The following is a 14,023-nucleotide window of genomic DNA, read 5'->3' on the forward strand; positions in this document are numbered from 1 at the left end:
GACCAGGGCGACTTCGCCGGGTCCGAACAGGAGATGATCCGCACCCATCTGTCCGGCTATCCCCAGGCCATCGACGCCGGGGTGCTGTCGATCATGGCCAGCTTCTCCAGCTGGAACGGCGTCAAACACTCGGGCAACGAGACCATTCTGACCGACGTGCTGCGCGGCCCGCTGGGCTTCGACGGCTTCGTGGTGTCGGACTGGAACGCTCAGGGCCAGCTGCCGGGCTGTTCGAACGAAAGCTGCGCCCTGGCCTTCAACGCCGGCATCGACATGTTCATGGCGCCGGACAGCTGGAAGCCGCTGTTCGCCTCGACCCTGGCCCAGGTGAAGTCGGGCGAAATCCCGATGGCGCGCCTGGACGAGGCGGTGCGTCGCATCCTGCGCGTCAAGGTCAAGACCGGCCTGTTCAACGACAGCCGCCCGGTCGAGGGGCATCTGAACGAACTGGGCTCGCCGGCCCACCGCGCCCTGGCGCGCGAGGCGGTGCGCAAGTCGCTGGTGCTGCTGAAGAACGAGGGCTCGGTGCTGCCGATCCGCTCGGGCGCGCGGGTGCTGGTCGCCGGTCACGCCGACGATATCGGCCAGGCCTCGGGCGGCTGGACCCTGACATGGCAGGGCACGGGCAACTCGAACGCCGACTTCCCCAACGGCCAGTCGATCTGGGGCGGCATCCGCGAGGCGGTCGCCGCGGGCGGCGGTCAGGCGACGCTCAGCCCCGACGGGGCCTTCACCCAGAAGCCCGACGTGGCCATCGTCGTCTTCGGCGAAACCCCCTATGCCGAGTTCCAGGGCGATGTGGACACGCTGGACTTCCTGCCGACCGAACCGTTGGAGACGCTGAAGCGCCTGAAGGCGGCGGGCATTCCGACCGTGTCGGTCTTCCTGTCGGGCCGCCCGATGTGGACCAACCCTGAGATCAATGCATCCGACGCCTTCGTCGCCGCCTGGCTGCCGGGCACGGAGGGCGGCGGGATCGCCGATGTGCTGGTCGGCGATGCGGCGGGCAAGCCACGCAACGACTTTACCGGAACCCTGTCCTTCAGCTGGCCCAAGACCGCCAGGGGCGAGCCGCTGAACGTGGGCCAGCCGGGCTATGACCCGCAGTTCGCCTATGGCTACGGCCTGACCTATGCCCGCACGGCGCGTGTCGGCGCCCTGTCCGAAGACAGCGGCGTGGTCGGGTCCGGCAGCAATCTGGATCGCTATTTCGTCGATGGCCGCTTCGTGGCTCCTTGGTCGCTGATGCTGCGCGACGCCGGCGGCGAGTTCCGCCTGGGCGCCGAAAAGAGCGGCGCCAGTCCGCGCGGCGGCGTGTCGGCACGCGCCACCGACGGCGCCGGTCAGGAATCGGCGCGCGCCCTGACCTTCTCGCAGGGCGGGGGGCAGGCCATCATCGCGGCTCAAGCGGTCGATCTGACGCGCCAGTCGAACGGCGAGATGGCCATCGCCTTCCGCTATCGCGTCGATGCGCGCGCGCGCGGCCCGGTCTTCCTGACGCTGGGCGCCGGATCGGTCGACATCTCCAGCCTGATCAACGCCGCGCCCGTTGGTGAATGGCGCACGCTGAAGGTGCGGCTGTCGTGCCTGCGCGACCGCGGCGCTGACATCGCCGCCGTCGATCAACCCTGGGGCCTGCGCGCCAATGCCGACTTCGCGGTCACGGTCGAGGACATCCGCCTGGCGTCGAACGAGGGCGACGCCGTCTGTCCGACGCAGTAGGCTGGCGCTCGCCAAGGGGGAACCGGCCGCGTGACCAATGCTGAACTGAGCGTGGCCTTCTTCCTGCAGATGGCGATCATCATCGCCGCCTGCCGCATCGTGGGTTGGCTGGCCAAACGCTACCTCGGCCAGCCGCAGGTGGTGGGCGAGATGATCGCCGGAGTGGTCCTCGGGCCATCGCTGTTTGGCCTGTTGGCGCCCGATCTTCAGGCGGCCCTGTTCCCCAAGGAGTCGCGGTCGATCCTGTTCGTCGGCGCCCAGTTGGGCGTTGGCCTCTACATGTTCCTGGTCGGGCTGGGCTTCCGTCGCGACCACTTCCGGGCCAATGCGAAAAGTGCGGCTGCCGTGTCGCTGGCGGGCATGGCGGCGCCCTTCGTGGTCGCCGTCGCCCTTGCGCCCTGGCTGGTCGCTGAGGGTCTGTTCGGGCAGGGCATCCAGACCTGGCAGGCCATGCTGTTCATGGGCGCGGCCATCTCGATCACGGCCTTTCCCATGCTGGCGCGCATCATCCATGAGCGGGGGCTCAGCGGCACGCGGCTGGGTTCGCTGTCCCTGGCGGCGGGCGCCATCGACGACGCCGGCGCCTGGTGCGTCCTGGCCATCGTTTTGGCCAGCTTCGGCGCCGGGCCGATGCTGGCGGTGACGGCCATCGCGGGGGGCGGCGCCTTCGCCCTGTTCATGCTGACGCTGGGACCGAAGCTGCTGGCGCCGCTGGGCCGGATCGTCGAGCGGGAAGGGCGGCTCAGCCCGACCGTGCTTGGGATCGTGCTGATCCTGTTCATGCTCAGCGCCTGGGCCATGGACGCAGTCGGCATCCATGCTGTCTTCGGCGGGTTCATCCTGGGCGTCGCCATGCCGCGCGGCCTGCTGGGCGAGGAAATCCGGCGCCAGCTGGAGCCGTTCGCCGTCCTGGTGCTGCTGCCGATGTTCTTCACCTTCTCGGGCCTGAACACCCAGCTCACCATGGTCAACAGCCTGGGGTTGCTGGCCGTCACCGTCGTCATCCTGCTGGGCTCGATCCTGGCCAAGGGCGGCGCCTGCTGGGCCGCCGCGCGCCTGACGGGTCAGGACAACGCCACGGCCATGGGCATCGGCGCCCTTATGAACGCGCGCGGCCTGATGGAGCTGATCATCATCAACATCGGCCTGCAAAAAGGCGTCATCGGCCCGGCCCTGTTCTCCATCCTGGTGCTGATGGCCATCATCACCACCCTGATGGCCTCCCCCCTGTTCGAATGGGTTTACGGCCGGAAGGCGAGGGCGCGGGGCGAACTGGGCACGACCGGTGATCACGACGACGCTGCGCCGGTACGCGCCTAAATCCAGATCCATAACTCGAGGGCGACGCCTGTGAAGTACTTACACATCAAAGGTTTGGCGCTGGTCGCAACCCTCATCGGCGCCTCTATGGATGCGAACGCCCAGACGCCAGAACCAAGGGTGATTTCGATCGATGTCGGCGGTGCGTCCACGCCCCGCGATCGCATGGCCGAGTTCTCGGTCGGCGCCGACTATCCCGGCACGACGATCCGTCCCGAGACTTTGGCGCAGTTGAAAACGGCCCGCGACGAGCTGGGTTTCCGCTACATCCGCTTTCACGACATCTTCCATGACGACATGGGCGTCTATCGCGAGGTGGACGGCCGCCCCGTTTATGACTGGACCAAGATCGACCATCTCTACGACAGCTTCCTGGCCATCGGCATCAAGCCGTTCATCGAACTGGGCTTCACCCCCGATGCGATGAAGACGTCGGACCAGACGCTCTTCTACTGGAAGGGCAACACTTCGCACCCGCAGCCCGAAAAATGGGTTGGGCTGGTCGACGCCTTCGTGCGGCATCTGATCGACCGGTACGGTATCGACGAGGTTCGGTCGTGGTATTTCGAGTTCTGGAACGAGCCGAACCTGGACGGATTCTGGGAGCGGGCGGACCAGGCCGCCTACTTTGACTACTACGTACGGACGTCGCAGACGATCAAGGCGATCGATCCCGCGCTTCGCGTCGGCGGGCCGGCGACGGCCGGGGCGGCCTGGGTTCCAGAATTCCTCGCCTACGCCGATCAACACCGGGCGCCGGTCGATTTCGTCACCACCCATACCTATGGCGTCGAGGGCGGGTTCCTGGACGAGAAGGGGGAGGGGGACAACAAGCTGTCGCGCAATCCTGACGCCGTGGTCGCCGACGTGCGCAAGGTCCGGGCCGAGATCGAGGCTTCGACGCGTCCGGGGCTGCCGCTGTTCTTCACGGAATGGAGCACCAGCTACAATCCGCGCGATCCGATCCACGACGACTATTTCGGCGCGTCCTATATCCTGACCAAGCTGCGTCAGAGCGAGGGTCTGGCGCAGGGCATGAGCTATTGGGCCTACAGCGACCTGTTCGAAGAGCCAGGCCCGCAGACCAAACCATTCGATGGCGGCTTCGGACTGATGAATCCCCAGGGCGTGCGCAAGCCGACGTGGTTCGCCTACAAATATCTGAACAGCATGGGCGACCGCGAACTACCGACTGGCGACGACCAGAGCATCGCAGCGCTGAAAGACGACACGGTGCAGGTGCTGGCCTGGCGCTACGAACTGCCGGACCAGCCGATCAGCAACCGACCCTTTTTCCGCCAGGTGCGGGAGCCTGCGACGGCTGCGCCTTTGAGGATCGCATTGAGCGGCCTGCGCCCCGGCGTTCATGTCGCCACGATCCGCCGCGTCGGTTTCAAGTCGAATGACGCATACACCGCCTATCTGGAGATGGGATCGCCGGCGACGCTCAGTGAAGAACAGTTGGAGGCACTGCAAACGCTGACGCTGGACCAACCAGAGACCCTGACGGTCACCGCTCGTGCCGACGGTGAGGCCCAGATGGAGGTGCCTATGCGTGTCTACGACGTGGTCATGGTCGAGATCGCGGCCTCGCAGGGACGCTGAAGCTCAAAGGCGCGGCTGTGACTTCAAATCCCTCCAGCTCAATTCGCTAGCCGCCGTCTTGGCGGATGGGGCGAGCCGGGTGTCGTCCAGCCTATTTCCGCAGAGATAGTCAGCAGATGGGCGTCGTCCGTGGAGCCTGGACCGACGGGCATTGCAAATGGTGGACGTAACTGCGTGAGCGTGCTGCTGTCTCTGACGTGACTGATCAACAGAATCCCCGCCGCAACCACACCATGGGCGATATCGCGCGCCTAGCCGGCGTGTCGCCAATGACGGTGTCGCGCGTGGTCAATGGCGATGCGCGGGTGCGCGGGGCGACGCGTGAGCGCGTCGAGGCGATCATTCGAGAGACCGGCTACGTGCCCGATCCCGCGGCGCGAATCCTGGCGCGGGCCGGAGGTGGACGGATCGGCCTGCTCTACGCCAACCCGTCCAGCGCCTATCTGGCCGAACTTCTGTCGGGCGCCCTGGATGGGGCGCGATCGGTAGGTTTGCTACTGCTGATCGAGCCATCGCGGCCCGGCGCGCCTGATGAAGAGCGCGAAGCGGTTCAGCGGCTGGCGGCCGGCGGAGCACAGGGTGTGATCGTTCCGCCGCCGCTGGGCGAATCGGACGCCACCCTGGACGCTATCGGCAAGAGCGGGATGAAGGCGGTGGTTCTGGCGGCGCCCGCGCTTCGGGACGGTCTGATCTCCCTGCGGGTGGACGACCAGGGTGCGGCCCACGAGATGATGCGGCATCTGCTGGGGTTGGGCCACCGCGCCGTCGGCTTCGTCGAAGGGCGTCGGGATCAGACCGCCACTGCGGATCGTCGCCACGGCGCCCAAGTCGCGGTCGATGCGGTGAGGGGCGCGACGATGTGGGCCGAGGCGGGCGACTTCACTTATCGTTCCGGCTTCCAGGCGGGGCAGCGGCTGCTGGGGCGCTCACCCCGGCCGACGGCCATTTTCGCCAGTAACGATGACATGGCCGCAGGCGTTCTGGCGGCCGTTCACGCTGCGGGCCTGTCGACACCGGGCGACATATCGGTGGCCGGGTTCGATGATACCTATTTGGCCGCCAGCGTCTGGCCGACCCTGACCACCATCCGCCAGCCGGTCGCCGAAATGGCCCGATCGGCCGCGGTCATCCTGGGGCGGGGCGGCGAGGCGGACGGTCCAGTCCCCCACCAATTCATCGCCAGAGAAAGCACCGCGCCTCCATACGATTGACATCCATCCCTTGCTCAAAGATGTTAGCGCTAACACGTCCGAGAGCGTGGGGAGGATGAGATTGTTGCTTGCCGATTGCCTGCCGGCGGACTGGCGCAATGCGCGCCTGCTCGGACGGGTCCTTACCGAGGTCGGACCCTCGCCCGTTCTGGTGCGGGGCGGGCGGCTCTATGATCTTTCGAACCACGTCGCCACAACGGCCCAGGCAGTCGCGCGGGACGATCTGGACGCGGCCGGCATGGATATGGGGCCGCTGGACGAACTGACGGTCGCCTCGACGTGGTCGTCGAACGCGGCGGACGTGCGGCTGCTGTCGCCGCTGGACCTGCAATGCATCAAGGCCTCGGGCGTGACCTTTGCGGTCTCGGCCTTGGAACGGGTGATCGAGGAGCGGGCGCGCGGTGACGCCGACGCCGCCAACGCCGTGCGCCAGTCCATCCTCAACCGGATCGGCGGCGACCTGAAGAATCTGCGGCCGGGTTCGGATCAAGCCGAGGCCGTCAAGGCGCAGCTGATCGCCGAGGGCTTGTGGTCGCAATATCTCGAAGTCGCCATCGGCCCCTATGCCGAGATCTTCACCAAGGCGCCGGTGCTGGCCTCGGTCGGCTGGGGCGCCGAGGTCGGGGTGCGGGCGGACTCAGCCTGGAACAACCCGGAGCCGGAGGTGGTCGTCGTCTGCGATCCGTCCGGCCGCCCGGTCGGCGCCAGCCTGGGCAACGACGTCAATCTGCGCGACATCGAGGGCCGGTCGGCCCTGCTGCTGGGCAAGGCCAAGGACAACAACGCCTCGGCCTCAATCGGCCCCTTCATCCGCCTGTTCGACGACGACTTCACGATGGACGACGTGCGCTCAGCGACGGTCCGGCTGGAGGTCGAGGGAACGGACGGCTTCATGATGACGGGCGAAAGCTCGATGAGCCTGATCAGCCGCGATCCCGAGGAACTGGTGCGTCAGACCCTGAGCGCGCATCAGTATCCCGACGGTTTCGCCCTGTATCTCGGGACCATGTTCGCGCCGATCGACGACCGCGATGCGCCGGGCAAGGGCTTCACCCACAAGATGGGCGACCGGGTCCGCGTCTCGTCCGAGAAACTGGGCGTGCTGGAAAACATCGTCGCGACCTGCGACCAGGCCCCGCCCTGGAAGTTCGGGGTGCTGGAGCTGATGCGCAATCTGGCCGGTCGCGGCCTTCTCGGAGTTTCCGCATGAGCGGCGCCATCTATCCGTCGCTAAAGGGCCGTCTGGTCGTCGTCACCGGCGGCGGGTCCGGCATCGGCGCCGGTTTCACCGAGGCCTTTGCGCGTCAGGGCGCCCGTGTCGTCTTCTTCGACATCGCCGAGGCGGACTCGAAGGCGCTGGAGGCATCACTGGCCGAACTGTCGCCGGCTCCAAAATTCCACCAGTGCGACCTCATGGACGTGTTCGCCTTGCAGGCCTGCCTGGCCGAGATCGTCGCCGAACATGGTCCCATCGATGTCCTGATTAATAACGCCGCTAACGACGACCGGCACATGCTGGCCGAGGTCACGCCCGACTACTGGGACAATCGGATCAACGTGAACCTGCGTCACCTCTATTTCGCAGCCCAGTCGGTCGCCGCCGGGATGCGCGAGCAGGGCAGGGGGGTCATCATCAACCTGGGCTCGATCAGCTGGCATCTGGGGCTGCCGGATCTGTCGCTTTACGAAACCGCCAAGGCGGGCATTGAGGGCATGACTCGCGCCCTGGCGCGCGAGCTGGGCGGTGACGGCGTGCGTGTCGTCTGCATCGTGCCGGGCAATGTCCAGACCCCGCGTCAGATGAAATGGTACACGCCGGAAGGAGAGGCCGAGATCGTGGCGGCGCAATGCCTGCCGGGCCGGCTTCAGCCCGACGACGTCGCGGCGCTCGGCCTGTTCCTCGCATCCGACGATGCACGTTTGATTACAGGCCACGAGTATTTCGTGGACGCTGGCTGGCGATAGGTTTTCTGAGTTTCACGCCCGCGTCAGACGGGCATTCGGAGGGAATATCGAGATGGCAGGACCGACGGGGGGCACAGGCCCCGACATCGCGGGTGACGACCGCGTCAACATGGCGTTCATCGCCCTGATCGTGGCGGTCGCCACCATCGGCGGCTTCATGTTCGGCTATGATTCCGGCGTCATCAACGGCACCCAAGACGGGCTGGAGGCGGCCTTCAACCTGTCGGCCTTGGGCACCGGTTTCAACGTCGGCGCCATCCTCTTGGGCTGCGCCGTCGGCGCCTTCATCGCGGGACGTTTGGCCGACGCTATCGGCCGTCGCACGGTGATGCAGATCGCCGCCGGCCTGTTCATCGTCTCGGCCTTCTGGGCGGGTGCGGCCGACAGTTCGGCCCACTTCATCATCGCCCGGTTCATAGGCGGCCTGGGCGTGGGCGCGGCCTCGGTCCTGTCGCCGGCCTATATCTCCGAAGTTACGCCGGCCTCAATCCGTGGTCGACTGTCGTCGGTGCAGCAGATTATGATCATCACCGGCCTGACCGGCGCCTTCGTGGCCAACTACGCCCTGGCCAAGACCGCCGGCGGTTCGACGGCCGACTTCTGGCTGGGCTTCCCCGCCTGGCGCTGGATGTTCTGGCTGCAGGTGATCCCCGCCGCCATCTATCTGCTGGCCCTGCTGGTCATCCCCGAAAGCCCGCGCTTCCTAGTCGCCAAAAAGAAGGACGCCCAGGCCGAGGCCGTGCTGTCCAGGCTGTTCGGACCCGGCGCCGGCGCGCGCAAGGTCGGTGAAATCCGCGCCTCGCTGAGCGCTGACCACAAGCCCAAGTTCGTCGATCTGCTGGATCCCGCAACCAAAAAGGTACGCCCCATCGTCTGGGCCGGCCTGATCCTGGCCGTGTTCCAGCAACTGGTCGGCATCAACATCGTCTTCTACTACGGCGCGGTGCTGTGGCAGTCGGTCGGCTTCTCCGAGAACGACGCGCTGCAGATCAACATCCTGTCCGGCGTCCTGTCGATCGCGGCCTGTCTGGCCGCCATTTCGGTCATCGACAAGATCGGCCGTAAGCCGCTGCTGCTGATCGGTTCGGCGGGCATGTTCGTGACCCTGGCTGTCGTCGCCTGGTGCTTCTCCAAGGCCGCCCTCATCGACGGGTCGCTGCACCTGGACGACCAGACGGGCCTGATCGCCCTGATCGCGGCCAACGCCTATGTGGTCTTCTTCAACTTCAGCTGGGGGCCCGTCATGTGGGTCATGCTGGGCGAGATGTTCCCCAACCAGATGCGCGGTTCGGCCCTGGCCGTCGCGGGCTTCGCCCAGTGGATCGCCAACTTCGCCATCTCGGTCAGTTTCCCGTGGATGGCGGCGACGCTGGGTCTGGTCGTCACCTACGGCTTCTATGCGGTCAGCGCATTGATCTCCTTCTTCCTGGTCCAGGCTTGGGTGAAGGAAACGCGCGGTCGCGAACTGGAAGACATGACGGGCTGATCTTTCGCCATCTCATACCCACCTCCCCGAAACGGGCGGCGCTCCCCCGCCGCCCGTCAGCCTTATGAAAAGGATGTCCCATGACCGACACGCTTGAACTTTCGCACTGGATCGGCGGCGAGAAGGTCGCGGGAGCCCTGGCGGGCGAGAGCCTGAACCCGTCGGATATCCGCGACGTCGTGGCCCGCACGCCCAAGGGCGGGGCCGCCGAGGTGGATCAGGCCGTCGCCGCCGCCCGCGCCGCCTTCCCCGGCTGGTCCGACGCCTCGCCCGAGGTCCGCTTCGACGTGCTGGACAAGGCCGGTTCGCTGATCATGGAACGGGCCGCCGAGATCGGTCGCCTGCTGTCTCGCGAAGAGGGCAAGACCCTGCCTGAGGGCATCGGCGAGACCATGCGCGCCGCCCGCATCCTGAAATATTTCGCCGGCGAGGCCCTGCGCGTCCACGGCCAGAACCTGGCCTCGACACGGCCGGGCGTCGAGATCCAGACCTATCGCCAGGCCGTCGGCGTGTTCGGCCTGATCACGCCGTGGAACTTCCCCATCGCCATTCCGGCGTGGAAGATCGCCCCGGCCATCGCCTTCGGCAACACGGTCGTCATCAAGCCCGCCGGCCCGACCCCGGCGACGGCCGAGGCTCTGATCGCCATTCTGCATGAGGCCGACTTGCCCAAGGGCGTGGTCAATATGGTCATCGGCGACGGCGACGTCGGCCGCGCCATCGTCGCCCACCCGGGCATCGACGGCATCTCCTTCACCGGCTCGCAGGCCGTAGGCGCGGGCGTCGCCGAGGGCGCGGTCAAGCGCCAGGCGCGGGTCCAGTTGGAGATGGGCGGCAAGAACCCCCTGATTGTTCTGGACGACGCCGATCTGGATCGGGCGGTGAACATCGCGCTGGACGGCAGCTTCTTCGCCACCGGCCAGCGGTGCACCGCCTCCAGCCGCCTGATCGTTCAGGACGGCATCCACGACCGGTTCGTCGCCGCCCTGGCCGAGAAGGTCGCGGCGCTTCGCGTAGGCCACGCTCTGGATTCCAATACCCAGATGGGCCCGGCCGTGACCGAGGCCCAGCGCGAGGTCTCCTACAAATACATCGACATCGCCCGCGAGGCCGGCGGCCGCATCGTCACCGGCGGCGAGCGCCTGACCTTCGACGCCCCCGGCTGGTACGTCCAGCCAACCCTGATCGCCGACACCGCCGCCGACGCGCGCATCAACAACGAAGAGGTCTTCGGCCCCGTCGCCTCGACCATCCGCGTCGCCAGTTATGAGGAGGCGCTGGCCGTCGCCAACGGCGTCGAGTTCGGCCTGTCGGCCGGCATCGTCACCCAGTCGCTGAAACACGCCCGCGACTTCCAGAAGAACGCCCGCGCCGGCATGACGATGGTCAACCTGGCCACCGCCGGCGTCGACTATCACGTCCCCTTCGGCGGCTCGAAGAAGTCCTCCTACGGCTCACGCGAACAGGGCTTCGCGGCGGTGGAGTTCTACACCCAGATCAAGACCAGTTACTCGGCGGGCTGATCGATGAGCGAGCCGGAACTGATCTGGGATGTCCAGGCGGAGCTGGGCGAAGGCCCCGTCTGGGACGCCGCGCGCGGCGCGGTGTGGTTCGTCGACATCAAGGGTCGAAAACTGCACCGCTACACCCCCGCGACCGGTGAGAAACGGTCGTGGGACACGCCGGACCAGACCGGATTTGCTTTGCCCGCCGAGGACGGGTCGCTGATCTGCGGCGTTCGGGGCGGATTGTATCGCTTCGACCCGGAGGAGGGCGACTTCTCGCGCTTTCAGCCGGTCGAGGAAGACCGGCCGCAGAACCGGCTGAACGACGGCTTCGTCGCGCCGGACGGGTCGCTGTGGTTCGGCTCGATGGACGACAGCGAGGAAGTCGAGTCCGGCGCCCTCTATCGCTGGTTCCGGGGCGAGCTGACGCGGCACGACGACGACTATGGGGTCACCAACGGCCCCTGCCTCAGCCCCGACGGCCGCACCCTCTATCACCACGACACGCTGAAGAAGACCGTCCTGGCTTTCGACCATCAGGACGGCGTGATCTCCAACCGCCGCGTCTTCGCCGTGACCGAGGACGGCTATGCCGACGGCCCCAGCATGGATGCGGCGGGCGTGCTTCACGTCGGTCTTTTCAACGGCTGGGGCGTGGCGCGTTTCGCCCCCGACGGCACGCGGATCGGCAAGATCGACATGCCGGTCCAGACCGTGACCAAGGCGGCCTTCGGCGGCCCGGACCTACGCGACCTCTATATGACCACGGCTTGGCTGGGGAACGCCGACAAGCGCACGGACCAGCCGACTTTGGGCGGTCTTTATCGCGTGCGCGTCGAGACGCCGGGCCTGCCGCAGAACCGGATCCGCCTATGATCGCCCTGACGGCCGGCGACTGGCGCGCGACCCTGGCGCCGGACATGGGTGGGGCGATGCTGAGCCTAGACTGGCGCGGTCGACCCGTGCTTCGCCCGACGCCTGACGGTGCGACCGATATCTTGCAGACGTCCTGTTTCCCGCTGGTGCCATACGCCAATCGGATTGCGAACGGACGTTTCGTATTTGAAGGGCGCTCGGTTCGGTTGCCAGTCCTGGAACGATTTGCGTCTCATGCCATCCACGGTGAGGGCTGGTTACAGCCCTGGACCATTCAAAGCCGATCCTCGGATGTCGTTGCAATGACACTAGACTGGCAAGGCGAGCCGGCCGGTTGGCCGTGGCCTTGGCGAGCGAAGCAGGTCGTATCCCTGGCGGACTCTGGACTAGAAATCGAGCTGTCCGTGACAAACGCGGGGGACGAGATCATGCCCGCTGGATTGGGGCTGCATCCCTATTTCCATCGTCATCCACACTCTCGTCTGGCGCTGACGGCGTCCGGTGTTTTGGCCACGAACGCGTTTGATCTTCCTGATCGGTTTATCTCACCCCTCGACCTGGTCGACTGGTCTTCGGGGCGCGCTTTGAACGAGGTGCCTTTTGTTGACCACGCCTACGGCGGTTGGAACGGCGTCGCCCGGATGACAGGCGGATCGTGCGAGGTCGTGATGAAGGCATCGTCGTCCGCCGCCTGGGTACAGGTCTATGCTCCCACCGATACAGATTTCTTCTGTGTCGAACCTGTCACCCACTGTCCCGACGCTTTCAACGGGCCCGTCTCTTGGGGGGGCAGCGCCAATGGCTTGGTTGCACTTAAGCCCGGCGAAACCCTCACGATTCACATGACGGTTTCAGCTTCCGCGCGCGACTAGTCGGGGCGGCGGATCGCCAGATCGGTTTAACAAGACGACGATCTACACACAGGTTAACGAATGTCGCTAGGCTGCCAGAGCCGCCTTTGGTGACGCCAGCCACTCCAACTCGTCGCCGTAGGGATGGCAGTGCGCTAGGACGCGGGTTTCGCCGGTGGGCCAGGCTGTCAGGCGCAGTTCGACGTGGCTGCGGTCGCGGGTCCATTCGAAGCTGATCCAGAGCAGCGGGTGGTCGGCGTCGGCTCGGCGGCCGGCGGTCGAGAGCAGCGCTGCGATCTGGAGCCGGTCGTCGTCGCTCAGATATTGCAGCACCATGGTGTGCATGACGACGCGGCATCGCCCGGCTGGCTGCGGCTCGGCCAGCCGGTCGGCCAACCAGGTCACGGCGTCGCCCTGATCGATGCGCGGCGGATGATCGGCGGCGATGCGTAGGGCGTTCTCGAGGCGTTGGGTGCGCGCCGGCTGGTCAGCCCATGCAAAGGCCAGCAGACGTTCGCGATGCGTCGGGTCTGCGGCGTTCAGCGGGTGCAGATCGACGCCGCGCGCCGCCGCAATGGAGACCGGGACGACCTTGGGCAATGGACCCTGCCACAGGGGCTCGATCTGCACGTCCGAGAAAGGAGCGCCGGCTGACGCCCACCCCAGAACATAGGCGTAGCGATCCAGATTCAGGTTCAGGCCGCAGCTGGACCCGAGCTCGAGCAACTCGAAAGGCATGGCGCGATCCAGAGGGGCGGCCATCAGCGCGCTCATCAGCGCGGCGGCGCGCGCCACCTCGTTCGTTTGCGGCGGATGCAGGATCCAGTCGGCGATGTATCGATCGTTCCGGGCCAGGGCGTCGGCCACGGCCGCGTCGAAGTCGGTGTGTTCACGACGATAAAGGCTGGTCAGGGCGTAGGACCGGCCCGCGCGCGCCAGGGCATGCAGGGCGCCGTTCAAACGCAGAGCCAAGGCGGCTGCGGCTTGATCTCCCGACCAGTCATACAGCCGTGCGGCGGTGAGCGGCGCATGCGACAGCTGCCGGCTTGCGGCTTCGAGAACGCGAGCGACAAAGGGCGACCCCATGGCGCGGCAGCGGTCGGCCTGGGCCGCGAGTTCCTGGGTGAAACGGTCGGCGACGGGGCAGATCATCCAGTCACCAATCGCATCGTCGCGCATTCCGAATAAAACGAACTGTTACTTGTGTGTCCCCGGCCTGAAGAAGTATTCACCCGGGGGTTGCGACCCGGCGTTGCTTGAAGCGCGGACGGGAAGGGTGACTTACCTATGATCACCTCGCTTAACAGCGCATGAATCTCGCGAAATTCAGGTCCGGTCGATGTAAGCGGCCGGGCGTCGGCAGCTTAACTATCTTTTTAGTCGTTTCGTCATAAGGGTGGATAGTCACCTGAAAAACAGGGTGTTTTGCGTAGCTCGAACCGAGACCGGGCTGTGCGCAGTGGCGTCAGCTGAGTAATCGGT

The 14,023-nt window shown here is 66.3% G+C and carries 11 protein-coding genes; 10 read left to right on the forward strand and 1 reads right to left on the reverse strand.

All coding sequences use genetic code 11. The features are described from left to right. The 10 genes from BLR19_RS14315 to BLR19_RS14360 form a co-directional block, all read left to right on the forward strand. A partial coding sequence (locus BLR19_RS14315) for a glycoside hydrolase family 3 protein (RefSeq protein WP_143007317.1) occupies positions 1-1,722 on the forward strand: 1,722 nt, incomplete at its 5' end. Between the two features lie 30 nt (positions 1,723-1,752). Then, the gene (locus tag BLR19_RS14320) at positions 1,753-3,042 is read left to right on the forward strand and encodes a cation:proton antiporter (RefSeq protein ID WP_091752436.1); all 1,290 of its coding nucleotides are present in this window, start codon (positions 1,753-1,755) and stop codon (positions 3,040-3,042) included. Positions 3,043-3,129: 87 nt separating this feature from the next. Further along, complete coding sequence (locus BLR19_RS14325; protein WP_176758367.1) at positions 3,130-4,647, forward strand: GH39 family glycosyl hydrolase; 1,518 nt, start codon at positions 3,130-3,132, stop codon at positions 4,645-4,647. A 197-nt stretch (positions 4,648-4,844) separates the two neighbouring features. Continuing rightward, the gene (locus BLR19_RS14330) at positions 4,845-5,858 is read left to right on the forward strand and encodes a LacI family DNA-binding transcriptional regulator (RefSeq protein ID WP_255366704.1); all 1,014 of its coding nucleotides are present in this window, start codon (positions 4,845-4,847) and stop codon (positions 5,856-5,858) included. Between the two features lie 61 nt (positions 5,859-5,919). After that, positions 5,920-7,068: a fumarylacetoacetate hydrolase family protein gene (locus tag BLR19_RS14335; protein ID WP_218119439.1), complete on the forward strand. Its 1,149-nt coding sequence runs from the start codon at positions 5,920-5,922 to the stop codon at positions 7,066-7,068. Beyond that, positions 7,065-7,823, forward strand: a complete 759-nt coding sequence (locus tag BLR19_RS14340; protein WP_091752445.1) for an SDR family NAD(P)-dependent oxidoreductase — start codon at positions 7,065-7,067, stop codon at positions 7,821-7,823. The genes BLR19_RS14335 and BLR19_RS14340 overlap by 4 nt, the downstream gene beginning before the upstream one ends. A gap of 52 nt (positions 7,824-7,875) precedes the next feature. Next, positions 7,876-9,309: a sugar porter family MFS transporter gene (locus tag BLR19_RS14345; protein WP_091752449.1), complete on the forward strand. Its 1,434-nt coding sequence runs from the start codon at positions 7,876-7,878 to the stop codon at positions 9,307-9,309. Between the two features lie 80 nt (positions 9,310-9,389). Further along, positions 9,390-10,832 (forward strand): aldehyde dehydrogenase family protein, encoded by a 1,443-nt coding sequence (locus BLR19_RS14350; protein WP_091752452.1) that lies wholly within the window; start codon positions 9,390-9,392, stop codon positions 10,830-10,832. Between the two features lie 3 nt (positions 10,833-10,835). Beyond that, the gene (locus BLR19_RS14355; protein WP_091752455.1) at positions 10,836-11,690 is read left to right on the forward strand and encodes an SMP-30/gluconolactonase/LRE family protein; all 855 of its coding nucleotides are present in this window, start codon (positions 10,836-10,838) and stop codon (positions 11,688-11,690) included. Continuing rightward, a complete protein-coding gene (locus tag BLR19_RS14360; protein ID WP_091752458.1) occupies positions 11,687-12,562 on the forward strand; it encodes an aldose 1-epimerase in 876 nt (291 codons plus the stop codon). The genes BLR19_RS14355 and BLR19_RS14360 overlap by 4 nt, the downstream gene beginning before the upstream one ends. A gap of 66 nt (positions 12,563-12,628) precedes the next feature. Here BLR19_RS14360 and BLR19_RS14365 read toward each other — a convergent pair whose 3' ends face one another. Continuing rightward, on the reverse strand, positions 12,629-13,720 hold the full coding sequence (locus BLR19_RS14365) for a DUF2332 domain-containing protein (protein ID WP_255366705.1): 1,092 nt from the start codon (positions 13,718-13,720) through the stop codon (positions 12,629-12,631). Between the last annotated feature and the right edge of the window lie 303 nt (positions 13,721-14,023).

The organism is Brevundimonas sp. 374, from assembly GCF_900102995.1.
Classification (GTDB): domain Bacteria; phylum Pseudomonadota; class Alphaproteobacteria; order Caulobacterales; family Caulobacteraceae; genus Brevundimonas; species Brevundimonas vesicularis_C.

Excerpts from the sequence above, each read along its gene's own strand:
- BLR19_RS14325 (WP_176758367.1), top strand. The coding sequence starts at position 3,130 with ATGGATGCGAACGCCCAGACGCCAGAACCAAGGGTGATTTCGATCGAT.
- BLR19_RS14340 (WP_091752445.1), top strand. The coding sequence starts at position 7,065 with ATGAGCGGCGCCATCTATCCGTCGCTAAAGGGCCGTCTGGTCGTCGTC.
- BLR19_RS14345 (WP_091752449.1), top strand. The coding sequence starts at position 7,876 with ATGGCAGGACCGACGGGGGGCACAGGCCCCGACATCGCGGGTGACGAC.
- BLR19_RS14350 (WP_091752452.1), top strand. The coding sequence starts at position 9,390 with ATGACCGACACGCTTGAACTTTCGCACTGGATCGGCGGCGAGAAGGTC.
- BLR19_RS14355 (WP_091752455.1), top strand. The coding sequence starts at position 10,836 with ATGAGCGAGCCGGAACTGATCTGGGATGTCCAGGCGGAGCTGGGCGAA.
- BLR19_RS14360 (WP_091752458.1), top strand. The coding sequence starts at position 11,687 with ATGATCGCCCTGACGGCCGGCGACTGGCGCGCGACCCTGGCGCCGGAC.
- BLR19_RS14365 (WP_255366705.1), bottom strand. The coding sequence starts at position 13,720 with ATGCGCGACGATGCGATTGGTGACTGGATGATCTGCCCCGTCGCCGAC.